Genomic DNA, 21,117 nt, shown 5'->3' on the forward strand with positions numbered 1-21,117 from the left:
GCTTGTGCCCTTCTTCATTTTGACCTGTTGAAATCACGTGATAAAACACTTTCATCAAGATCAGACCTGACCACACCAGCGAGAGTGAGATGAGCGACGATCCTTACACGGTCCTCGGTGTCCCGAAGGATGCCAGCGCGGCCGATATCAAGAAAGCCTATCGGCGTATCGCCAAGGAATGTCACCCGGATCTCAAGCCCGGTGATGCCAAGGCGGAAGCAAAGTTCAAAGCCGCCGCAGCGGCATATGATCTGTTGAAAGATCCCGAAACCCGCACACGATACGACAATGGAGAGATTGACGCCTCGGGTCAGGAACGTCCACAGCAACAGTACTATCGCGACTACGCTGAAGCCGCTGGAAACCCTTATCGCTCGGGCGCGGCTTATGGCGAACCCGACGACATGTCCGACATCTTTGCCGAGTTCATGCGCGGACGTGGGCAGCATGGCCAGCAGCGCACCCATCAGTTTCACGCCCCGGGCCACAACCTAAACTATTCGCTTCAGATCAGTTTTCTGGATGCAGTTTTTGGCGCCAGCCAAAAGCTGACCCTGCCCGACGGCGATCGGATCGAGGTCAAGATCCCAGCTGGCATCACCAATGGACAGACCATCCGCTTGCGCGGTAAGGGCGCGCCTGGCTATGGCGATGGCCCAGCGGGTGATGCCCTGGTGTCGGTATCGGTTACTGATCATCCGGTGTTTGACCGTCAGGGCGATGACATCCACATCACGCTGCCCATCACAATTGATGAGGCCGTTCTGGGTGGCAAAGTCCCCGCCCCAACAATTGATGGCGGCGTCAATGTCAACGTTCCAGCCGGAACCAGCAGCGGCAAAACCCTGCGACTGCGGGGCAAAGGTGTCAAGAAACGTGGATCGTCCGACAGAGGGGATCAGTTGATCGAGCTGACTGTCTCGGTGCCCGACAAAATTGACGATGATCTGAAGACCTTCATGGAGAGCTGGCGCGAAACGCACCGCTATGATCCGCGAAAAGGAATGCCGTCATGACCCGTACGCTGACCGAAGAGGAACTGATCGCCACCATAACGCGCCTCACCTCGGACCGTTTATCAGAGTATCTGGCCGCGGAAATCGTGATCCCCGAGCAATCGGAACAGGGTTGGGTGTATCAGAGCATCGATGTCGCGCGGCTTGAGCTGGCGTGCGAGTTGCATGAACAATACGACATGGAAGCCGATGCGCTGTCGATGATGATTTCTCTGATCGATCAGATGCATTGTCTGCGGGCAGAACTTCGGGAAGTGCTGAGCGCGGTCGAAGCCCAGCCTGACGCTGTTCGCAACACCTTGATCGAGGTGATCGGCACTGCGCGCTTCCGCCGAAATTAGTTGGCCACCCTGTACTCTTCCGGCACAAAGAACGTGTAATCGCGATCCGCGACTTGTTCATGGCAATCGTGGCAATAGGCAACAGCTGCAGACCGATCACCCGTGGTATCGCCGAACACCGACCCGTCCGGTAAGACCATAATGTACCGCCAGTCAGCTGTATCAGGGCTGGTGCCTTCGGGCAGCTTTTCCATCACAAACATGGCGCCGGGGTGCACATTGCCTTCATCGGTGACGGTCATACTGTCTTTGGCCAGAACGGAGCCCATAGGCAGGGCTTCGCCTTCCAGCAGGGTGCCATAATTGTGCGCCATCCGGTTGGCATAGCTGTTGACGTAGCGCTGCCCATGGGTGGCCGAGATGTAGGGTGCGTCGTTGAACAATGGCCAGTTTTGATAGTTTCGGATCAGATCCATTCGTGCGGCCGCATAGCCCCGGGCCATGCGGCGGGCCAAAGACCTGTAGAACGCCTCGGCCTCTTCCTTGCTCAGCTCGGCTGGGTTCTCGATCGCCAAATGCGCATCTTGTTCGTCGGCCATCGCCGTACTGGTAAAAGCCAGAAGCAAGGCAAATGCTATCGTTGTTTTTTGGAAATTCTGTTTAAAATTTATGATCATAATAGTGGCCCACCTGAAAACCAGTTCGCCGTTTTGCCATGTAGATTGGCAAGAGCAATAATAGCAATCATCAGGCAAGTTGCCAATTTCGCCATGACACGCTCACTGCCTTGTGCGCAGATTTGAGACGCCAACCGGGTTTTGTTTACCTAAAATGTATCAGATCTGAGCTGACGCGTTGAGTTGAGCTGCAGTCGGGACTAACCCTTCAATCCCGCCTCGGCCTCGATCTGTTTGCGCGACTTACGCGCGCGTTCGGTCGCCGATTTCAGCTGGCCACAGGCGGCCATGATATCCTCGCCCCGCGTCTTGCGGATGGGCGAGGCATAGCCCGCCTGATAGATAATGTTTGCAAAAGCGCGAATACGGTTGTTCGAGCTACGCTTGTACGGCGCGCCGGGCCATTCATTGAACGGGATCAGATTGATCTTGGCTGGGATTTTGTGGCGCTTGATATGATCGATCAGGCGATGGGCATCCTCGTCACTGTCATTCACGCCATCCAGCATCACGTATTCAAACGTGATCCGCTCAGAGTTCGAGACTTTGGGATAGCTGGCCAGCGCCTGCAGTAGTTCTTCGATGTTCCAGCGTTTGTTGATCGGTACCAGAAAATCGCGGGTGTCGTCGGTGGTAGCATGGAACGAGATCGCCAGCAGACAGCCGATTTCTTCGGCCGTGCGCGCAATCTCGGGCACAACACCCGAGGTCGACAGGGTGATGCGGCGCCGCGACAGGGAAATCCCTTCGGGGTCCATGGCAATCTTCATCGCATCGCGAACATTCTCGAAATTATAAAGCGGCTCGCCCATACCCATCAGAACGATGTTCGACAGCAGGCGGGTTTCGTCCTTGGGCGCGCCGGGCGTCGGCCATTCGTCCAAGTCGTCGCGCGCCATCATCACCTGACCGACGATCTCAGCCGCCGTCAGGTTGCGCACCAGTTTTTGGGTGCCGGTGTGACAGAACGAACAGGTTAACGTGCACCCAACCTGTGACGAGATACACAGCGTGCCGCGATCTTCTTCTGGGATGTAGACCACTTCGACTTCATGCCCGCCCGCGATGCGGACCAGATATTTGCGCGTGCCATCCTCTGACACCTGACGTGTCACAACTTCGGGCGTTTCGATCACGAAGTTTTCGGCCAGTTGCGCGCGATAAGCTTTGGCCAGGTTGGTCATCTCTGCGAAGTCACGCACACCCCATTGATAGATCCATTGCCAGATCTGCCCCGTTCGCATCTTGGCCTGTTTTTCAGGCGTGCCATGTTCGATCAGAACATCGCGCAGCCGGTCGCGCGTCAAACCGACAAGATTGACCTTTCCCTCCGGCAGTTTGCGGGGGATGGTCATGACGTCTTGGGTGATCGGCGCTTTGGCTGACATGATTGAATCTCAGGGCTTCGGGCTTGGGATGCGCCTCTATATAGGACTGCGCGCAAAGATCAAAAGAATTCGTACCGATCAATTTGCGAAATGCAGCAATTCTTCCACGCGGGCACGGCCCAAATCGATCCTGCAAGACGTAATTGCAATTCCCGTGCCAGATCCGCCACCGAATGAGGCACCGACCGCCTCGCATTGTGCATCCCTGAACGCGGCCCACGCGTTTTGCGCGGCTTCCAACGCAGGTAACGCCGCGACCCGTCCGGTCACGTCATCAAGTTCCTTCGCTGCGGCAATAGCGAAAGAATAGCTTTCTTCCAGCGCGCCATTCACGCGCCCTTCCATTTCAGTAACGCAAGCGCCGACCTCGACCTGCGAACTTGCATCGGAACATTCCATTGCCGGGTCCGCCACTACGACGCTTGGAAGGAACATGGCGAAAATAGCCCAGCGCATGGTCCGATACTCCGTTAGAATTCACTTTTCGCAGCAGCTTAGCACAATACCTGTCGTGCAGCTAAACGAAACTCGGCCGCAAAGGTGGCTCCCCTGCGGCCGAAAGCACTTTTTCGAAACCCGTCACGCAACCGGAACGGGGCCACGTATCAAATCCCTGCGGGCGGTACGTTACAATCGGCCGCGTCAAGGGTTTTCACCGGATCTTCCGGACCGCATTGTTCACCACTAACGGGGTACGTCTCACCGGTATTCTCACACGCGCTCAGCAAGGGCGCGGATAGCATCAGCAATATGACAAAAGATTTTTTAAGCATTGGGCAGCTCCTGTTTGTGTCTGAACCAGTTAGTTCAGAAATGGCAGAGCTTCACATTGATCCGGATCAAATCGAGAATCGGACGTCGCGTAAGACGTCGCTACTACATCCGTGGATATCTCAATCAAAAAGCCTCGCGAGCAAGACGAGGCTCAGAAGCTACACAAACCAAGTTTAGTTTGTGCAGCGCTTTTCAGCATCTTCAATTGCAGCCGTAAAACCCAACAGCGAAAACGTATCTTTGGTCTGCGTTCCGCGTTCAGACCGTGCCGTTAACACGGCCTCGGTGCCGCGCTTCATCGCGGTGACGATCTTGGCATCATCCGCGGCTGTCGCCGGCCAAGCCCACTCGCCTTCGGTAAACAGCTCGAACTCACTGCCGTCGACTGTCAGGTTCACTGTGGACCCAGCTGCAAACGGATAGCCGCCAGTGAACGTGACCTGGCCTTTGACCTCGGCATTGGGACGGTAGAACACAAACAACAGGATGTCGCTGCGCCGCACGGACACAACACGACCCCCCTTGGTGTTCACGGTTTCCTTAGGCGCAGAGACGCTCCAGCATTCGGTGGGATCATCTTCAACAAAAACGCTCCAATCGGTTTTTGCCGCAACCCGGTTTGTGCTTGTCGCCTGCTGAGCGATTGCAGTTGTGGCCAATCCCGCCACACACAGGCCCGCGATCACGCGGACGAGCATTGATCCCATTGTCCAGCCTCCTAGCTCGACCCATACCTCTTATCCATCGGAAAAGGCTGCGAACCCTGCCGGTTCGTCTGTAACGTTGCGCATCCCGATGATTGCCGACATACACACACTAACGCAGGTTTCGCCACAGGCGAAAGGGCGATTGGCAGTTTTTTGCGCATAAAACCGGAGGTCCAGATGACGCAGCCCGTACCAATGACAGAATTGTGGCGTGGACCGCTGTTAGAGAGCTTGCATCTGGGCCACGCAGTGATCTGCGACGATACCGGACAAATCGTGCGCAGTTGGGGTGATCCCAAGGCAGTCATCTACCCGCGATCTTCGGCCAAGATGATTCAAGCTTTGCCACTGATTACGTCAGGCGCGGCTGCGAAATATGGGCTGAACACTGAGCATCTAGCATTGGCCTGTGCTTCGCACAATGGGGCCGCGATTCACACCGAGCGTGTATCCGCATGGCTGGATCATTTAGGTCTGGCAGAACCGGACCTGCGCTGCGGACCACAAGAGCCAGCCGATATGGCAGCGCGGGATGGGCTGATCCTGGCTGATGACACGCCTTGCCAGATCCACAACAATTGTTCCGGCAAGCATTGCGGATTTCTGACCGTGGCCCAGCATATGGGGGCCGGACCCGAATACCTGGAGATCGACCACCCCGTGCAGCAGGCCTGCCTGTCTGCGGTGGAAGAAACCACAGGCGAGACCAGCCCAGCCTACGGTATCGACGGCTGTTCTGCCCCAAATTTTGCAACCTCGCTGGCCGGGTCAGCACGGTCGATGGCGTGGTTCGCATCCTCCGCTGACAGATCTGATCGCGCCAGCGATGCAGCTCAGCAGTTGACGGCCGCGATGATCAAACACCCTGAACTGGTCGCAGGGGAAACCCGCGCCTGTACTGAATTGATGCGCGCAATGGCTGGCCGGGCCGCCATCAAAACAGGTGCTGAAGCCGTTTTTGTCGCAATCATCCCGGAAAAACGGATGGGCGTTGCACTGAAAATCGCTGATGGTGCAACCCGCGCCAGTGAATGCGCCATCGCCGCCATTCTGGTCAGCCTTGGGGTATTGGACGCCGATCACCCGGCCGCCCGCAAATTCATGAACGCAACGCAGTACAGCCGTCGCGGGCTGGAATGCGGCGTGATCAGACCTGCGCCGGGCTTCCCCGGCTAGGGTTGTCACATCTCGATTTCATGCACCTCGGCGACCTCGACCGAACCCGATCCGTTCACGACCATCGGACAGCCCTTGGCCATCTCGGTCGCGGCGTCGATGCTATCGGCCTTGATCACGGTAAAGCCCGAGGCCGGGTTGGCGCCACCATTATCCGCAACACCGCTGCTGCTGACTGTGTGGGATTGACCAACCGGATTGCCGGGAATGTCCAGCGCATCCCCCATACCCTGAAACCATGCGCCCCAGGCGGCCATGGTTGCTTCGACTTCGGCGGGGTCGCTTGGAGTCGTACCACCGTGATAAACAAACAGATATTGGGGCATTCCATTTCTCCTTGTTAAAAACTATTTGCAGCGCGCTTCGAGTTTGCGCAACGACGATGTCCAGCCTTGTTCGTGGTTCCCTGCAATGTCGGCATCTGCCAATTCGCGGTGGTCCAAGACCAAACGCGACCCAGTTTGCGATGCGGCGACGTAAAAAGTGACGTGGCTTTCAGCGCCGCGCTGGTCCTGATCATCGTGCCAGGCCCAGGTAAACCCCACCGAGTTTGGTGGATCGACATGTGTGACATGGCCTGAGACTTTGAACCTTTGACCTTCACCGTTTTCCATAACCGAATACCACGGCCCAGGGCGTGAAAAATCCAGATCATGTTCCGTTACATGCACCCCTTCAGGCCCCCACCATTGCAGCAGTTTTGGTCCATTGCTGATCCAATCGAACAGGGTTTCGGGGCTGACAGGGAAATCCCGCTCCAGTTTCAGGTCGGCCATGAATTCTCCCCCTCCAGAATATCACCCAAACGGTCGAGACTACCTTCCCAAAACTGCCGTTTCGAGATCGTCCATTCCGCAATCGCGCGCAGACCATCGGGCTGGATCGAATACATGCGCCGCGTCCCGTGCACCCGCTGCTGGACCAACCCGGCCTCTCGCAGAACTTTCAGATGGCGCGAAATGGCTGCGCCGGACATGCCCTTGCCGTCAATCAGGTCGCCGACGGGCAACTCTCCGTTCTCCATCAGCTGTTCGACAATCGAGAACCGTGTGGCATCAGATAGTGCCGAAAAGGCGGTCAGAAGTGTGCTCATAACCACTTATTAACACATGTGTTAAATAAAAGAAAGTACGCTGTATCAGGCGCTGACAAAATCCGGTCGGGCATAGCCTTGTACGTACAACAGTGCAGACAAATCGCCATGGTTGATCCGAATGTCGCATTGCTCTGCAACCGCAGGCTTGGCATGCAGCGCAACACCCGTCCCGGCGCGGCCCAGCATGCCCAAATCGTTAGCCCCATCGCCCACGGCAATTACATCAGCTTCTGCAATACCCAACCGCGCAGTGATGCGTTCCAGAGATTCGACTTTGGCCTGACGTCCAAGAATCGGACGTTTCACATCGCCGGTCAGGTGCCCATTTTCAGATAGCAAAGTGTTGGCTCGGTTTTCATCGAACCCCAACCGTTCAGCCACCTGAGCTGTAAACGCGGTAAACCCACCCGAGACCAGCGCCGCGTAGCCACCGGCCGCGCGCATCGTTGCAACCAGTTCGCGGCCACCGGGCATCAGGGTGATCCGCGTGTTTAGCACCTGATCGATCACCGCCTCATCCAGGCCTTTCAACAGACCAACCCGTTCAAGCAAGGCACCATCAAAATCCAATTCACCGTTCATCGCACGCGCCGTGATGTCTTTGACGCGTTCGCCAAACCCAGCTTCATCGGCCAGTTCGTCGATGCATTCCTGTTGGATCATGGTGCTGTCCATATCCGCCAAAAGCATTTTTTTACGACGCCCTTCGATCGGCTGCAGGATCAAGTCGACGCCCATACCCTGCAGATCCGCCCAGACATCCCAGCGGTTGACCGGCATCTCCACCACCGGAAACTCGGCCGCCTCATCAGAGTTCAACCAAACGACATCCCCCCCTCCCCATGCATTTCGCAACGACTCGACCAGAGCGCCATCAAGCGAGGGCGCCGCAGGATTAGTCAGCAGGGTGGCAACGAGCATTTTCAGTCTCCGACAGTCTGACATGCGCATATCGCAGGTGCAGCATTTTCGCCAGAGGCGGATGGGGCAAAACAGCCAAAAACGCCTGGTTTTCATCGATTTCAGGGCTTTACCGTCCAGCAAATCCAAGACAGGTTCAGCAGGATTAGGACTAAAGGAGAATTGGGATGGGTAACCCGCTGTATGATCGCTTGTTCGGGCGCCACGCTGGCAAGACCACGCCATTCCTGCATCTGCCAGATGGTCGAGTCGTCACCCACACCGAATTCCTCGACATGTCCTCTCGAATTGCCAACGCGCTGACTGGACTGGAGTTGGAGCCCGGCGACCGCGTGGCCATTCAGGTGGAAAAATCCCCCGAAGCACTGGCGCTTTATGCGGCTTGCGCTCAGACGGGTTTAATCTTTCTGCCTTTGAACACTGCCTACACGACCGCTGAGCTGAGCTACTTTATCGAAAATAGCGAAGCGTCTCTGGTTGTCTGCGATCAGGCCAACGAAGCCGGGCTTAGGCCCATCGCGCAGGCACAAAATGCGCAGTTGGTCACGCTGAACGCAGATGGCACCGGCAGCCTGATGCGTCGCGCGTTGGGAATGCTACCTGCCTTTGAACCAGTCAAAAGGTCCGAAAGTGATCTGGCCGCTTTCCTTTACACATCCGGCACCACAGGACGTTCCAAGGGTGCAATGCTGACGCAAGCCAACCTGTTGTCCAACGCGGAAACGCTGGTGCGTGAATGGCGGTTCACACCTGAAGACGTCCTGCTACACGCGTTGCCGATCTTTCACACTCACGGGCTGTTTGTGGCGACAAATGTCATCTTGGCTTCGGGCGGGTCGATGATCTTTCTGCCGAAATTCGATCTGGATGACATCCTGAGCCTGATGCCCAGGGCGACATCCATGATGGGAGTTCCAACCTTCTACACCCGCCTACTGGACGATGATCGGTTCACCGGTGACCTGACGCGACATATGCGGCTGTTCATTTCAGGCTCGGCCCCCTTGCTGGCGGAAACCCACGAACGGTTTCAGGCGCGCACCGGTCACCGCATCCTGGAACGCTATGGCATGACCGAGACCAACATGAACACCTCCAACCCGTATGACGGCGAACGCCGTGCCGGGACGGTCGGGTTTCCTCTGCCGGGTGTAGAACTGAAGGTCACCAACCCCGACACGGGCGAAAACCTGCCGCAGGGCGAGATTGGAATCATCGAAGTGCGCGGTCCCAACGTATTCGACGGCTATTGGCAAATGCCCGAGAAGACCGCCGCCGAACTACGCGAGGATGGGTTCTTCATCACCGGTGATTTGGGCCGCGTGGATCCGGATGGCTATGTGCACATTGTTGGGCGCGGCAAGGACCTGATCATCTCGGGCGGGTACAACATCTATCCCAAAGAGATCGAGCTGGTGCTGGACGACCAGCCCGGTGTTTTGGAAAGCGCCGTCATCGGCGTACCGCATCCAGACTTTGGCGAGACTGTTCTGGGCATTCTTGTCGCGGAACCCGGCCAATCACCTGACGCAGAAGCCATTCTGGCCACCATTCAAACAGAACTGGCCCGGTTCAAACATCCGCGCAAACTGATCGTGCTGGACAAGTTACCCCGCAATACCATGGGCAAGGTTCAGAAAAACGTGCTGCGCGACTATTACCGCGGCCTGTTTACAAAGGGCTAGGAGTCAACGGCGTTCGCCCGCATTCCGTCAGTAGCCAACACTGGCGGCCTTCGAACACCGCAGTGGCCAGCGGCCGGCCATAGCCTGCGCCTGCATCCAGATTGATCCGGTTCCCGTAATGCTCTGCCGCATCCACGGGTGTATGGCCATGCACGATCAGCCAGGGGTGTGGACCGGCCTCCATTAAGAACTCCTGCCGGATCCAGACCAGATCATCTTCGGATTGTTGCGGCAGAGGGATACCGGGCCGGATACCGGCGTGGACAAATAGCAGCTCACCCTCCTGATGATAGTTCGGCAAGGCATTGATAAAGTCCAGATGCGCGGGCGGCACAGCAGCGCAGGCGCGTTCATGGACCTGATAGATGCGATCGTTGTCCGTGACTTCGACGCCGTAAGACGCAAGCGTTTCACGACCACCCAGACGCGGGTTCAGCCAGTTCAAGGCGATCGGCAGCTGCTTGTCCGCAATCTCACATTGTTGCACAAACCGGGCCATCATCCGGTCGTGATTGCCCTTAACCATGACCCAGTTGCGCCCCGCCTGTTGCCCCTCGATCAGCAGCTCCAACACCTCACGGCTATTGGGGCCGCGATCCACGTAGTCCCCCAGAAAAACGACGCGTGCATCTGGACCGCCATCCGCCTCAATCCGGGACAGCGCGTTTTGCAGCATGCCCAGCTGCCCGTGGATGTCACCAACGGCATAGATAGGAGTTGTCAAACCGGCGCCTCTTCGAATTGGTTACGGGTCTTTTGCCGTAACTAGGCCGCTAAAAAAAGCCAATGCCCGCGCATTATTCAGCGCGGGCATCGATTGGGTCACAAACTCAGCGCTGCAGATCAGACAACGTCAAATTCCAGCGGCTTGATCTGCGTGAAGAGGCCGGTCTCGGCCAGTTTGGCGCGCGCTTCTGCCGGAACCAGCTCATCAACGTAGAGCAGCGCAATCGCCTCACCCCCGGCCTCAGACCGGCCCAGAGTAAAGTTGGCGATGTTGACCCCATGCTCACCCATGGTTTGACCCAGCGTCCCAATAATGCCCGGGACATCTTCGTTCGTGGTGTACAGCATGTGGGCGCCAACTTCAGCGTCGATGTTGATCCCTTTGATCTGAATAAACCGCGGCTTGCCATCGCTGAACACAGTTCCACCGATTGAGCGTTCGCGCTTGTCTGTGACGACCGTGACTTTGATGTAGCCTTCGAAGGCGCCCGACTTGTCCTGATTGGTGGTTGAGATTTTGATCCCACGCTCTTTGGCGACGACCGGAGCCGACACCATGTTCACCTCAGGATTGAACTTTTTCATGATCCCCGCGACTACAGAACAGTTCAGAGCGGCGAGGTTCATGTCGGCCGCCACACCATCATAGAGGATGTTGATCGCCTTGATAGGCTCGTCGGTCATCTGCCCGATAAAGCTGCCGAGATGCCCGGCCAGCTTGATCCACGGGCCCATGACATTGGCCTCTTCGGCTGTGACGCTGGGCATGTTCAGCGCGTTTTCTACCGCGCCGGTCAGCAGGTAGTTCGAGATCTGCTCGGCCACTTGCAGCGCTACGTTTTCCTGAGCTTCGGTGGTCGCCGCGCCCAGATGAGGAGTGCAGACCACGTTGGGCAGGTTAAACAGCGGGTTGTCTTTTGCCGGTTCCTCTTTGAACACGTCAAAGGCGGCGCCCGCGACATGACCAGACTTTAGCATCTCGGCCAGCGCTTCTTCATCGACCAAACCGCCACGGGCACAATTGACAATACGCACGCCGGGTTTCGTCTTGGCCAGATTCTCGCGGCTCAGAATGTTGCGGGTTCGATCGGTCAGCGGCACGTGCAGAGTGATGAAATCAGCGCGCGCAAGCAGCTCATCCAGCTCGACTTTCTCAACGCCCATTTTGGCGGCTTTTTCTTCACCCAGATAGGGATCATAGGCGACCACTTTCATCCGCAGACCCAAGGCACGCTCACAAACAATTCCACCGATATTGCCCGCGCCGATTACACCGAGCGTTTTATTGGTCAGCTCGATCCCCATGAACTTGGACTTCTCCCACTTGCCCGCGTGGGTAGAGGTACTCGCCTCGGGGATTTGCCGCGCCACGGCGAACATCATCGCAATCGCGTGTTCAGCAGTTGTGATCATATTGCCAAACGGCGTGTTCATCACGATCACGCCTTTTTTCGAGGCTGCGTCCTTGTCGACATTGTCCGTGCCAATTCCGGCGCGACCGATGACCTTCAGCTTGTCTGCCTTGTCCAGAATAGTCGGCGTAACCTTGGTGGCCGATCGGATCGCAAGGCCGTCATATTGGCCAATTACCTCAGCCAGCTTGTCTTTGTCCTTACCCAGGTCGGGCATGAAATCCACGTCGATCCCGCGGTCACGGAATATCTGAACAGCGGTTTCGCTGAGTTTGTCGGATACGAGTACTTTAGGGGCCATGTCTGTGGTCCTTGAATATGTGGAGAGCCGGGCCAGTTGCGGCCCGGTGAAAATTGGAAATGCTCAGGCAGCTTCAGCTTGCGCCGCGAGTTCAGCCTCAAAGGCCCAGGCCAGCCAGGGCAACATCGCTTCGATATCCGATGTTTCGACCGTGCCGCCGCACCAGATGCGAAGACCGGCCGGCGCGTCGCGATAGGCGCCGATGTCCAGCGCGATGTTTTCAGCCTCAAGCCGTTTGGCCACGGCCTTAGCGAAACTCGCGCCGTCCTTAATACGGGCGTCGGTGAATTTCAGGCAAACAGATGTGTTCGACTGTGTTGCCTCATCTTCAGCCAGATTGGCGATCCAATCATTCTGCGCGCAAAACGCGTGCACCGCATCGGCATTGGCATCCGCGCGGCCGATCAGCCCCTGCAACCCGCCGACCGAGCGCGCCCAGTCCAGCGCGAACAGGTAATCCTCAACCGCCAGCATCGAAGGCGTGTTGATCGTGGCTCCGGTAAAGATGCCGTCGATCAGTTTACCGCCTTTGGTCAGACGGAAAATCTTGGGCAGGGGCCATGCAGGGGTGTAACTTTCCAGCCGCTCCACCGCGCGTGGGCTCAGGGTCAGCATTCCGTGCGCCGCCTCACCACCAAGAACCTTCTGCCAGCTAAACGTGGTCACATCCAGCTTATCCCAAGGCAGATCCATCGCGAATGCCGCGGAAGTCGCGTCGCAGATCGTCAGACCCTGACGGTCATCCGCGATCCAATCGCCGTTTGGAACCCGCACGCCCGAGGTGGTGCCGTTCCAGGTAAAGACAACGTCATTGGAGAAATCGATCGAAGCTAGGTCAACGAGCTGGCCATAATCTGCCGTTTTGACCTCGGCATCGATTTTCAGCTGCTTGATCACATCCGTGACCCAGCCGGACCCAAAGCTTTCCCACGCCAGCATCTCGACCTTGCGCTCGCCCAACAGCGACCACAGCGCCATTTCGACCGCACCGGTGTCCGATGCGGGAACAATGCCGATCTTGTAATCTGCCGGGATGCCCAAAACGTCACGCGTGCCTTCGATGGCCGCTTTTAGCTTGTCCTTGCCAACAGCAGCACGGTGCGAACGGCCCAGTGCGGCATCAGCCAGTTTGGTCAGGTCAAATGTGGGGGGTTTGGCACAGGGGCCAGAAGAAAAACGCGGATTGGCCGGCCGCGTCGCCGGTTGTTCAGTGCTCATGTGTATTATCCTTCCAGATACACGCCCCTCGTTGGGGAGGGGTGTCCCGCCGCCAGACGTATTTTCCCTGAAACAGCCGCGCAAGCGGAAAAGACCCTTTGAAGGTCAAAAACGACACCGAAAAATGTGGGCATTGGGAACGCGCGTTTCCGATAGGCGCAATTCGTTGGCCAGTTTAGAGCCTGCCGCCGGCGCTCAACCCGTCAGGTGAACAGCTTCGCCAGTGATCAAAGCCTGCTGAGCCGCCAATCCCATCTGAACCGCCCACAGCCCATCGCGCATTGACACATCCGGTTCGGCGCGATCTCCGCGCACCAACTCCAGGAATCCCTGATGCTGATAAAAGGTGGATCCGTTGTGATCCCCCGCTGCAAGCAAACGTGGATCGACCGGAATATCTTTGACAACCGGACCTTTCGGATCACGCGGACTGACAATCACCTGCGGCACCGGCGGTGCACCCAGATGTTCAGGCCAGAAGCGACCCGGCCCGGGCACTAACGCTTCGATCTTGGCATCTGGGCCAATGGCCGAGATTTCTTCTTGGTAACGAGAACCCTCGGCAAACATGCATAATTCCAGCATCGCCCGTGCACCGGACGCAAAATCAACCAGCACATAACCGTGATCCAGGACGTCCGGTGTTTCCCCTTCATAGGTTTCGTCCAGATGATTGACCGCCTGTCCCCCGCTCGCGGTGATCCGCACCGGATCAGATTGCAGGATCAACCGCATCAGGTCGAAGAAATGGCAGCATTTCTCGACAAAGGTTCCGCCGGTGTTACGGTTAAATCGGTTCCAGTGCCCGACCTTTTCAAGAAAAGGAAAGCGGTGTTCCCGGATCGACAACATTTTCGCACCGCCGCTGACCGCCCGAGCCTGCGAGATCAGTTCAGCGATCGGCGGCATGTAGCGGTACTCCATCGCAACCCAGATTGGGTGGGGATAGCTTTGCCGAATCACCTCCAACCGGGCGGTATCGTTGGGATCGGTGAACAAGGGCTTTTCGACCAGCAACGGTAGCGGGCGTGTCTGGGCGATTTCGTCAAGTTGATCAGCATGCAGGTGATTTGGGCTGGCGATCACCAGACAATCCAGATCGTCAACCGCCAGCAACGCCTGAACCGACGACACGATCGTCGCGTCCGGTGCAATGTCCTGCGCGATCTTTGCCATACCCGCATCAGGTTCGAAAATCGCCGACACGCGGGTGCCGTCCAGCAGGGCAATATTGTGCAGGTGCTCTTGCCCCATCATGCCGCATCCAATCAGCCCGTAATTGATCGTCCGGGTCATGCGTATTTCCTCATTCTTCTTACTTCAGGCGTTGTACATAAGTGGCCCGATCCGCATCGAACCATGTTTTTGAAAACTCGACTGGGTCGGGTTTTTCCGACCAACTAAACCGCTCGATGTATCCAACCGTTTCTCCGATCGGCTTGGTGAACCCAGGTGGCGTCCAGTGCGGCAACAATCCGACCGAAACCCGGTCTTCCGCGCGCGATATCCAGAACCCCAATTGCTGCTGGTAGTAGCGATAAAGCGAGTCCGACAGTAGGTTCTGGTCGATTAGACCCACTGATTCGTCCAACCAGATTTCCTCGACAGCGATAATTGTGTCATTCAGATACCGCATTCTGCGCACGCGTGACCCGATGTTGGATTTTCCGAATTCCGGCAAATCGTCTGGCTTTTCCAATTGATCAACCGACAGGATATCGGCGCGTGGCAAACCGCCGCCTTCCGGCAGCTCTAGTCGGAACATCGCATAGACGCTGTTCTGCGTTCCGGTCTCGCGCACGTAATTGCCCGAGCCCTGAATACGCTCCAACATGCCCTTTTTCTCAAGCTCTGCGAGCGATTTTCGCAGAGTCCCGACCGAAACCTGAAGCTCAGCCGCCATGTCCCTTTCCGGGGGCAGGCGCTCTCCGTCGATCAGGCGACCAGCCGCAATATCCCGGATCAGCAGTTCCGAGATTTGAATATACATCGGCAGGGCATTTGGATTTCGGCTGGTTGGTGTCACAGCAGACGCTTCATTCGGTCGCAGGAAAAATTGATACACTATTGATCTACATCAATGTGATTGCTACGCAAGAGAAAAAGCAAAATCAATGCGGAGCGCGCAACAGATGACAATTGTCCCCATCACGTCACCCGATCTGGATGCGGCTGAGGTTTCGTGGTTTGCAGCGCTTTGCTCGGATGATTATCAGTTTCTTGGCGTGCCGGATGGTGACCTGCGATCCAACTGGGATCATTGTTCCGGCATCGTGAAAGAAGCCGAGGCGCAGGGGTTTCGCAACATCCTGTGCCCATCTTCATATCAAGTCGGTCAGGACACGCTCAGCTTTGTCGCGGGCTGCGCACCGATCACCGAAAAGATCAACATGCTGGCTGCGGTGCGCTGCGGCGAGATGCAGCCCATTATGCTGGCCCGAACCATCGCCACGCTTGATCACATGTTGAAGGGACGGTTAACCGTCAACATCATCTCATCCGATTTTCCCGGCGAAAAAGCTGACAGCGCCTATCGCTACCAACGCTCGCGCGAAGTGGTCGAGATCCTGAAACAGGCCTGGACACAGGATGAAATCAACTACGCAGGTGAGGTCTACAATTTCGGCGGTCTGACCACTGATCCCGCAAAACCCTATCAAACCGGAGGCCCGCTGCTGTATTTCGGTGGCTATTCCCCATCCGCCTTGCAGTTGTGCGGCGAACATTGTGACGTCTACCTGATGTGGCCGGAAACAAAGGATCAATTGGCCGACCGGATGAAAGCCGTTCATGCAGTCGCCGACGAATGCGGTCGCACACTGGATTATGGTCTGCGGGTTCACATGATTGTCCGCGATACCGAGGCTGAGGCACAGGAATACGCCGACTACATCGTGTCCAAGCTGGACGATGAATATGGCCGCGCCATACGAGAGCGCGCCTTGGACTCCACATCTCTGGGCGTCGCACATCAATCCAAAAACCGCGATCTGGCCGATGAATATGGGTATGTCGAGCCGGGCCTTTGGACAGGCGTTGGCCGCGCCCGGTCGGGTTGCGGTGCGGCATTGGTCGGCTCGACCGATCAGGTCATGTCGAAGATTGAAGAATACCAGAAGATGGGCATCCGCGCCTTCATCTTCTCGGGCTATCCACACATGGACGAAGCACGCCATTTCGGCACCCGCGTGATGCCCAACCTAAAAACCTGCTCTCTTCCCGAAGCTTACGGACGGGTTCCCAACAACATCCCAGCGACGCCGCTGGGCAACGGAGTGCGTCGTTGATGCAACGTGTCAAACTATCTGAAACGCTGAAATTGAGCCGTCTGGTTTACGGCATGTGGCGGCTGGGCGATGACAGCGACACCTCGGCTGGTCATGTCGATGCCAAGATTCAAGCTTGCCTGGATCAGGGCATCACCACCTTCGATCAGGCAGATATCTATGGCGACTATGGCGCCGAAGCCGTTCTGGGAAACGCCTTGCGTGCCAATCCCGGCCTGCGTCAAAAGATGGAGATTGTCACCAAATGTGACATCGTTGCGCCCTGCGGCCGGTATGCCGATGCCAAGGCCAAATACTATGACACGTCGCGAGCGCACATCCTGAAGTCCGTCGAAACTTCACTGCAGGAAATGGCTATTGATCACATCGATCTACTGCTGATTCACCGCCCCGATCCGTTCATGGATCACCACGAGACTGGTGCGGTGCTGGATGAGGTGGTCGCCAGCGGCAAAGTGGGGGCCGTTGGTGTATCCAACTTCCGTCCGTGGGATTGGCAGCTGTTGCAATCGGCCATGAAAACGCAGCTGGTCACCAATCAGATCGAAATTTCTCTGGGCGAGATTGGCCCTTGCACCAATGGCGATTTGGCGTTTCACCAGCAGCACGGCCACGCTGTGATGGCGTGGTCCCCCTTGGGTGGCGGGATGCTGATGGCCGGGAATCCCCCGGTCGGATTGGTTGCTGACGAAATTGCCGAGGAGTTCGGTGTCGACCGTGCTGCTGTTGCGGTTGCATTCCTGCTGGTTCATCCGGCAGGTATCCTTCCGGTGCTAGGCACCAACAATCTGGACCGTATCAAACGGATTTCCGACGCCCTGAAAGTCAATCTGGATCGCGAAACCTGGTATCGCCTGTATGAGGCGGCGCTGGGACATGAGGTACCATGATGAACGCAATCTCAAAGGACATGAGCCGTACATTCGTCCCGCATAAAGACGACACCCGAACCCTTAGGGATGCTTTTGGCCGTTTTGCCACCGGGGTGACGATCGTGACCTGCCACAGCGATGACGGGCCGATCTGCATCACAGCCAACAGCTTTTCGTCCCTGTCACTGGATCCGCCTTTGGTGATGTGGGCTGGCGACAGAAACTCTCGCCGCTTCCCCTATTTTCAGAAGGCGCGCCACTTCAGCGTTCACGTTTTGTCAGCCGAACAGGCCGAGCTGTGCTTTGGGTGTTCCAAGAACGCCCATGCCCTGCGGGATATCGAACATGAGCGCTGTGAAAACGGAACGCCGCTGCTGCCGGATTGTCTGGCGCGGTTCGAATGCGAACAACATGCGTATCACAACGCAGGTGATCACGTTATTGTCGTGGGTAAAGTTTTGAAGGCCAGCATGGCGGATGGAGACGCGCTGACCTTTTATGCCGGGAAACTCGGCCAATTCGCGCACCAATAAGCGCGAGAAGACTGCTGCGGAAAAACCCGCAGCTGACATAGGGAGGAACCGCATGGGCGGACTGGCATCGGTGCTGGCGCCGATTGCATTCGTGAACGAAGCCGCGCTGCGTCTGGGCCGCGCGGTTGGTGTCGTTGCGATTGCATTGATGGTGATCGCGATCCTAACTCAGGTGTTCTTCCGGTATGTTCTGGGCAACGCCCTGCCCTGGCCGGATGAGGCAGCGCGGTTCTGCATGTTATGGATGACCGGTCTGATGGCTCCGACCGCATTCCGACGCGGTGGTTTCGTCGCCATCGACATGCTGCAACGGTTCCTGCCGCGCGTTGTCGGACAAACACTGAACATTTTTCTCCTTCTGGTCTCATTGGCGGTTTTGCTGGTCGCGGTCACAATCGGCTGGTCCGAGGTGACGGGCTTTGGCGGCAAGTTCGCTACCGCTGCGCTTTACCTTCCAACATCCTTCGGGTTTGACGAATGGTACCGCATTCCCCGCAGTTGGATGATGGCCTCGTTACTTGTGGGGATCGTTCTGCTGATTTCAGTCAACATCGAACTGATCCTCCGGTCATTCATCACCATGTTGGGCGGCGGTCACCTGTTGCCAGAAATTCCTGATGCCGCAGTGGGGGCTGAATAAATGCTGATATGGTTCCTGCCCACTTTCCTGATCTTCCTATTGATCGGCTTGCCCGTGTTCTTCGCACTGTTGGCCGCGCCCGGCATTCTGCTGTGGCTGAACGGTCAGACCAACGACATCACCCTGCTCTACCGCAATGTCTACAATGGCATGGACAGTTTCCCCTTGATGGCGATCCCGTTCTTCATGCTGGCCGGAGAGTTGATGAACCGAGGCGGCATAACCATCCGTCTTGTCGAATTCAGTCAGGCCCTGATGGGTCATTTGCGCGGCGGTCTGGCACATGTAAACGTGCTCAGCTCGATCCTGTTTGCGGGTCTCTCGGGTTCTGCAGTAGCCGACACCTCGGCCCTGGGATCCATGCTGATCCCGGCGATGGAGAAACAGGGCTATACTCGCAAGTTCGCCGCTGCCATTACCGCAGCCAGTTCGGTCATTGGTCCGATCATCCCACCCTCGGGCATCATGATCATCTACGCATATGTCATGGGCGAAAGCGTCGCGGCGCTGTTTCTGGCCGGGATCGTGCCCGGGGTTATGGTTGGCGTAGGCCTGATGCTGATGATCAAACTCATGGCAGATCGCTACGACTTCCCGGTTGCCAGCCGAAAATACACCTGGGGCGAACGCAGGCAAGCCAGCCTCAAGGCGTTCTTTCCTTTGCTGACGCCCGTCATCATTCTTGGCGGAATCCTGGGCGGTATCTTTACCCCGACCGAGGCGGCGGCTGTCGCCGTGGGCTATGCCTTCCTCATCGGATTTTTCGTTTTGCGCACATTGTCGTGGAAAGAAGTGCCCGAGGTTCTCAGTAACGCTGGTATGACCTCGGCGGTTGTCCTGCTGCTGGTTGGCGCCGCGATGGCGTTCAAGACCGTGGTCAGCCTCAGCCACGCGCCGGAACAACTGGCATCGCTGATCCTCAGCCTGTCGGAAAACCCGCTGATCCTTCTGTTCCTGATCAACTTGCTGCTGTTTGTTGTCGGCATGTTCCTGGACGCTGGGCCAGCGATCATCATCCTTGGCCCGATCCTGGGTCCGATCTTCACCAGCCTTGGCGTCGACCCCATCCATTTCGCCATCATCATGAGCGTCAACCTGACCGTTGGTCTGGCCACGCCACCAATGGGGCTGGTCTTGTTTGTGGCCGCGGCAGTCTCGCGTGAGCGGGTTGAGACCATCGCCAAGGCCATCCTGCCGTTCCTGGCAGTCGAAATCATAGTGATCTTCCTGATCACCTATATCCCGGCACTATCAATGACGATCCCGAGAATAACGGGATTTGCAAACTAACTGAGTATCACAGGGAGGAAACGCATGCTCAGAAGATTCATCAAAACCGCAGCGGTGGCCACATCGCTGGTGGCAGCATCCGCCATCGCAGCCACAGCGGCCGACTACACGCTGCGCGCCACGGCCAACTCGAATGAAAACGACGAAGACTATGACGGCCTGATCGTCTTCAAGAACTTCGTCGAGAATGCATCCAACGGAGCAATTGAGGTTGAGTTGTTCATCGGTACGCAGCTGTGTTCCAACGGCGCCGAATGCCTACAGGGTGTCGCCGATGGCACCATCGATATCTACATTTCGACCTCAGGCGGTGCATCAGGCATCTTCCCCTACGTGCAGGTTCTGGATCTGCCCTACCTGATGGCGGATGACCGCGTGGCCGAGCATGTTCTGTCCGGTGATTTCACCCGCCAGGTGCGCGATATGGCGCTTGAGGATTCTGGCGGCGCGATCCGCCTGATGACCATTGGTAACACTGGTGGCTGGCGCAACTTTGCCAACACACAGCGCCGCGTTGCCGAACCGGCTGACATGGAAGGCTTGAAGATCCGCACCGTGGTTGCGGATCTGCCGCAGGAACTGGTCAAGGCGCTGGGCGCCTCGCCCACCCCGATCCCGTGGCCGGAACTGTTCACCAGCTTCCAGACAGGCGTCGTTGAAGGCTCCAAGAACGGCATCACCGATATCATGGGTATGAAATTTCCGGATGCGGGTTTGCAATATGTCACTCTGGACGGACACGCCTACATGGGCGCGCTGTGGTGGATGAACAACGCCAAGTTTCAGGAAATGCCTGAAGACATGCGTCGTGTGGTTGTCGACGGGTTCTATGCTTTGCAGCAGGCGACCTTTGCTTCGCCCAAACGCAAGTCGATTCAGGCTTATGAGGATTTCGTCGCCGGTGGCGGTGACCTCTATGTGCCCACACCCGATCAAAAGGCCGCGTTCAAAGAGGCCGCAACTCCGGTTTATGAGTGGTTCCAAACCAACGTAACCCGTGGCGATCAGGTCTTCACTGCGCTGACAGATGCCGTGGCAGCGGCTGAGGCGGATATCAATGCGTCACGCGACGCGGACCTGAACTAACCGATATGGGCCGGGTTTTTTCAGCCCGGCC

The 21,117-nt window shown here is 57.0% G+C and carries 24 protein-coding genes; 10 read left to right on the forward strand and 14 right to left on the reverse strand.

What is annotated here, in order from left to right; translation table 11 throughout:
* Positions 1–89: 89 nt before the first annotated feature.
* The gene (locus Q1B13_RS07230; protein ID WP_299078891.1) at positions 90–1,016 is read left to right on the forward strand and encodes a J domain-containing protein; all 927 of its coding nucleotides are present in this window, start codon (positions 90–92) and stop codon (positions 1,014–1,016) included.
* Positions 1,013–1,357, forward strand: coding sequence for a hypothetical protein (locus Q1B13_RS07235; RefSeq protein WP_299078893.1), 345 nt, complete (start codon positions 1,013–1,015; stop codon positions 1,355–1,357). The genes Q1B13_RS07230 and Q1B13_RS07235 overlap by 4 nt, the downstream gene beginning before the upstream one ends.
* Here the strand turns inward: Q1B13_RS07235 and Q1B13_RS07240 are convergent.
* The 5 genes from Q1B13_RS07240 to Q1B13_RS07260 form a co-directional block, all read right to left on the reverse strand.
* Positions 1,354–1,896: a cytochrome P460 family protein gene (locus Q1B13_RS07240; RefSeq protein ID WP_299799751.1), complete on the reverse strand. Its 543-nt coding sequence runs from the start codon at positions 1,894–1,896 to the stop codon at positions 1,354–1,356. The genes Q1B13_RS07235 and Q1B13_RS07240 overlap by 4 nt on opposite strands.
* Positions 1,897–2,174: 278 nt before the next feature.
* The gene (gene rlmN, locus Q1B13_RS07245) at positions 2,175–3,362 is read right to left on the reverse strand and encodes a 23S rRNA (adenine(2503)-C(2))-methyltransferase RlmN (protein ID WP_299078898.1); all 1,188 of its coding nucleotides are present in this window, start codon (positions 3,360–3,362) and stop codon (positions 2,175–2,177) included.
* Positions 3,363–3,440: 78 nt separating this feature from the next.
* Complete coding sequence (locus Q1B13_RS07250) at positions 3,441–3,818, reverse strand: lysozyme inhibitor LprI family protein (protein WP_298934509.1); 378 nt, start codon at positions 3,816–3,818, stop codon at positions 3,441–3,443.
* Positions 3,819–3,967: 149 nt separating this feature from the next.
* Entirely contained in the window at positions 3,968–4,135 is a 168-nt protein-coding gene (locus Q1B13_RS07255; protein ID WP_298934508.1) for a hypothetical protein, read from the reverse strand.
* A gap of 174 nt (positions 4,136–4,309) precedes the next feature.
* Positions 4,310–4,843, reverse strand: coding sequence for an invasion associated locus B family protein (locus Q1B13_RS07260; RefSeq protein WP_298934507.1), 534 nt, complete (start codon positions 4,841–4,843; stop codon positions 4,310–4,312).
* A gap of 177 nt (positions 4,844–5,020) precedes the next feature.
* Between Q1B13_RS07260 and Q1B13_RS07265 the strand changes: the two genes are divergently transcribed.
* The gene (locus tag Q1B13_RS07265; protein ID WP_299078901.1) at positions 5,021–6,019 is read left to right on the forward strand and encodes an asparaginase; all 999 of its coding nucleotides are present in this window, start codon (positions 5,021–5,023) and stop codon (positions 6,017–6,019) included.
* Positions 6,020–6,024: 5 nt separating this feature from the next.
* Here the strand turns inward: Q1B13_RS07265 and Q1B13_RS07270 are convergent, their stop codons facing one another.
* The 4 genes from Q1B13_RS07270 to serB are packed head-to-tail and all read right to left on the reverse strand — an operon-like array spanning position 6,025 to position 8,036.
* Positions 6,025–6,345, reverse strand: coding sequence for a YciI family protein (locus tag Q1B13_RS07270; protein WP_298934505.1), 321 nt, complete (start codon positions 6,343–6,345; stop codon positions 6,025–6,027).
* Positions 6,346–6,366: 21 nt separating this feature from the next.
* A complete protein-coding gene (locus Q1B13_RS07275; protein WP_299078904.1) occupies positions 6,367–6,795 on the reverse strand; it encodes an SRPBCC domain-containing protein in 429 nt (142 codons plus the stop codon).
* On the reverse strand, positions 6,783–7,112 hold the full coding sequence (locus tag Q1B13_RS07280) for a helix-turn-helix transcriptional regulator (protein WP_299078907.1): 330 nt from the start codon (positions 7,110–7,112) through the stop codon (positions 6,783–6,785). Before Q1B13_RS07280 ends, Q1B13_RS07275 begins: the two co-directional genes overlap by 13 nt.
* A gap of 45 nt (positions 7,113–7,157) precedes the next feature.
* On the reverse strand, positions 7,158–8,036 hold the full coding sequence (gene serB / locus Q1B13_RS07285; protein ID WP_299078910.1) for a phosphoserine phosphatase SerB: 879 nt from the start codon (positions 8,034–8,036) through the stop codon (positions 7,158–7,160).
* Positions 8,037–8,203: 167 nt separating this feature from the next.
* On the opposite strand from serB, the gene Q1B13_RS07290 reads away from it, so the two are divergent.
* Positions 8,204–9,721 carry a malonyl-CoA synthase gene (locus Q1B13_RS07290; protein ID WP_299078913.1) on the forward strand — a complete coding sequence of 506 codons (1,518 nt, stop codon included), beginning with the start codon at positions 8,204–8,206 and terminating at the stop codon, positions 9,719–9,721.
* Here Q1B13_RS07290 and Q1B13_RS07295 read toward each other — a convergent pair.
* The 5 genes from Q1B13_RS07295 to Q1B13_RS07315 form a co-directional block, all read right to left on the reverse strand.
* A complete protein-coding gene (locus Q1B13_RS07295) occupies positions 9,708–10,445 on the reverse strand; it encodes a metallophosphoesterase family protein (protein WP_299078916.1) in 738 nt (245 codons plus the stop codon). The genes Q1B13_RS07290 and Q1B13_RS07295 overlap by 14 nt on opposite strands.
* Positions 10,446–10,564: 119 nt before the next feature.
* A complete protein-coding gene (gene serA, locus Q1B13_RS07300; RefSeq protein ID WP_299078919.1) occupies positions 10,565–12,160 on the reverse strand; it encodes a phosphoglycerate dehydrogenase in 1,596 nt (531 codons plus the stop codon).
* A gap of 63 nt (positions 12,161–12,223) precedes the next feature.
* A complete protein-coding gene (locus Q1B13_RS07305) occupies positions 12,224–13,378 on the reverse strand; it encodes a phosphoserine transaminase (protein WP_299078922.1) in 1,155 nt (384 codons plus the stop codon).
* A 195-nt stretch (positions 13,379–13,573) separates the two neighbouring features.
* Positions 13,574–14,674 (reverse strand): Gfo/Idh/MocA family oxidoreductase, encoded by a 1,101-nt coding sequence (locus Q1B13_RS07310; protein WP_299078925.1) that lies wholly within the window; start codon positions 14,672–14,674, stop codon positions 13,574–13,576.
* Positions 14,675–14,693: 19 nt separating this feature from the next.
* Positions 14,694–15,368, reverse strand: coding sequence for a GntR family transcriptional regulator (locus Q1B13_RS07315; protein ID WP_298934496.1), 675 nt, complete (start codon positions 15,366–15,368; stop codon positions 14,694–14,696).
* Positions 15,369–15,510: 142 nt separating this feature from the next.
* Here Q1B13_RS07315 and Q1B13_RS07320 point away from each other — a divergent pair, with 142 nt between their 5' ends.
* The 6 genes from Q1B13_RS07320 to dctP are packed head-to-tail and all read left to right on the forward strand — an operon-like array spanning position 15,511 to position 21,086.
* The gene (locus tag Q1B13_RS07320; RefSeq protein WP_299078931.1) at positions 15,511–16,665 is read left to right on the forward strand and encodes an LLM class flavin-dependent oxidoreductase; all 1,155 of its coding nucleotides are present in this window, start codon (positions 15,511–15,513) and stop codon (positions 16,663–16,665) included.
* Positions 16,665–17,555 (forward strand): aldo/keto reductase, encoded by an 891-nt coding sequence (locus Q1B13_RS07325; protein WP_299078933.1) that lies wholly within the window; start codon positions 16,665–16,667, stop codon positions 17,553–17,555. The genes Q1B13_RS07320 and Q1B13_RS07325 overlap by 1 nt, the downstream gene beginning before the upstream one ends.
* Complete coding sequence (locus Q1B13_RS07330; protein WP_298934493.1) at positions 17,555–18,070, forward strand: flavin reductase family protein; 516 nt, start codon at positions 17,555–17,557, stop codon at positions 18,068–18,070. Before Q1B13_RS07325 ends, Q1B13_RS07330 begins: the two co-directional genes overlap by 1 nt.
* Positions 18,071–18,122: 52 nt before the next feature.
* Positions 18,123–18,710, forward strand: a complete 588-nt coding sequence (locus Q1B13_RS07335) for a TRAP transporter small permease (RefSeq protein WP_299078939.1) — start codon at positions 18,123–18,125, stop codon at positions 18,708–18,710.
* The gene (locus Q1B13_RS07340) at positions 18,711–20,000 is read left to right on the forward strand and encodes a TRAP transporter large permease (protein WP_120634119.1); all 1,290 of its coding nucleotides are present in this window, start codon (positions 18,711–18,713) and stop codon (positions 19,998–20,000) included.
* A 24-nt stretch (positions 20,001–20,024) separates the two neighbouring features.
* Positions 20,025–21,086 carry a TRAP transporter substrate-binding protein DctP gene (gene dctP / locus Q1B13_RS07345; protein ID WP_299078942.1) on the forward strand — a complete coding sequence of 354 codons (1,062 nt, stop codon included), beginning with the start codon at positions 20,025–20,027 and terminating at the stop codon, positions 21,084–21,086.
* Positions 21,087–21,117: the final 31 nt, after the last annotated feature.

It is taken from the genome of uncultured Ruegeria sp. (genome assembly GCF_947489545.1).
Lineage (GTDB): Bacteria > Pseudomonadota > Alphaproteobacteria > Rhodobacterales > Rhodobacteraceae > Ruegeria.

Excerpts from the sequence above, each read along its gene's own strand:
- rlmN (WP_299078898.1), bottom strand. The coding sequence starts at position 3,362 with ATGTCAGCCAAAGCGCCGATCACCCAAGACGTCATGACCATCCCCCGC.
- Q1B13_RS07290 (WP_299078913.1), top strand. The coding sequence starts at position 8,204 with ATGGGTAACCCGCTGTATGATCGCTTGTTCGGGCGCCACGCTGGCAAG.
- Q1B13_RS07315 (WP_298934496.1), bottom strand. The coding sequence starts at position 15,368 with ATGTATATTCAAATCTCGGAACTGCTGATCCGGGATATTGCGGCTGGT.
- Q1B13_RS07280 (WP_299078907.1), bottom strand. The coding sequence starts at position 7,112 with ATGAGCACACTTCTGACCGCCTTTTCGGCACTATCTGATGCCACACGG.
- Q1B13_RS07305 (WP_299078922.1), bottom strand. The coding sequence starts at position 13,378 with ATGAGCACTGAACAACCGGCGACGCGGCCGGCCAATCCGCGTTTTTCT.
- serA (WP_299078919.1), bottom strand. The coding sequence starts at position 12,160 with ATGGCCCCTAAAGTACTCGTATCCGACAAACTCAGCGAAACCGCTGTT.
- Q1B13_RS07270 (WP_298934505.1), bottom strand. The coding sequence starts at position 6,345 with ATGCCCCAATATCTGTTTGTTTATCACGGTGGTACGACTCCAAGCGAC.
- Q1B13_RS07240 (WP_299799751.1), bottom strand. The coding sequence starts at position 1,896 with ATGGCCGACGAACAAGATGCGCATTTGGCGATCGAGAACCCAGCCGAG.
- Q1B13_RS07335 (WP_299078939.1), top strand. The coding sequence starts at position 18,123 with ATGGGCGGACTGGCATCGGTGCTGGCGCCGATTGCATTCGTGAACGAA.
- Q1B13_RS07275 (WP_299078904.1), bottom strand. The coding sequence starts at position 6,795 with ATGGCCGACCTGAAACTGGAGCGGGATTTCCCTGTCAGCCCCGAAACC.
- Q1B13_RS07310 (WP_299078925.1), bottom strand. The coding sequence starts at position 14,674 with ATGACCCGGACGATCAATTACGGGCTGATTGGATGCGGCATGATGGGG.
- Q1B13_RS07340 (WP_120634119.1), top strand. The coding sequence starts at position 18,711 with ATGCTGATATGGTTCCTGCCCACTTTCCTGATCTTCCTATTGATCGGC.
- Q1B13_RS07260 (WP_298934507.1), bottom strand. The coding sequence starts at position 4,843 with ATGGGATCAATGCTCGTCCGCGTGATCGCGGGCCTGTGTGTGGCGGGA.
- Q1B13_RS07250 (WP_298934509.1), bottom strand. The coding sequence starts at position 3,818 with ATGCGCTGGGCTATTTTCGCCATGTTCCTTCCAAGCGTCGTAGTGGCG.
- serB (WP_299078910.1), bottom strand. The coding sequence starts at position 8,036 with ATGCTCGTTGCCACCCTGCTGACTAATCCTGCGGCGCCCTCGCTTGAT.
- dctP (WP_299078942.1), top strand. The coding sequence starts at position 20,025 with ATGCTCAGAAGATTCATCAAAACCGCAGCGGTGGCCACATCGCTGGTG.
- Q1B13_RS07325 (WP_299078933.1), top strand. The coding sequence starts at position 16,665 with ATGCAACGTGTCAAACTATCTGAAACGCTGAAATTGAGCCGTCTGGTT.
- Q1B13_RS07255 (WP_298934508.1), bottom strand. The coding sequence starts at position 4,135 with ATGCTTAAAAAATCTTTTGTCATATTGCTGATGCTATCCGCGCCCTTG.
- Q1B13_RS07230 (WP_299078891.1), top strand. The coding sequence starts at position 90 with ATGAGCGACGATCCTTACACGGTCCTCGGTGTCCCGAAGGATGCCAGC.
- Q1B13_RS07320 (WP_299078931.1), top strand. The coding sequence starts at position 15,511 with ATGACAATTGTCCCCATCACGTCACCCGATCTGGATGCGGCTGAGGTT.
- Q1B13_RS07235 (WP_299078893.1), top strand. The coding sequence starts at position 1,013 with ATGACCCGTACGCTGACCGAAGAGGAACTGATCGCCACCATAACGCGC.
- Q1B13_RS07265 (WP_299078901.1), top strand. The coding sequence starts at position 5,021 with ATGACGCAGCCCGTACCAATGACAGAATTGTGGCGTGGACCGCTGTTA.
- Q1B13_RS07330 (WP_298934493.1), top strand. The coding sequence starts at position 17,555 with ATGAACGCAATCTCAAAGGACATGAGCCGTACATTCGTCCCGCATAAA.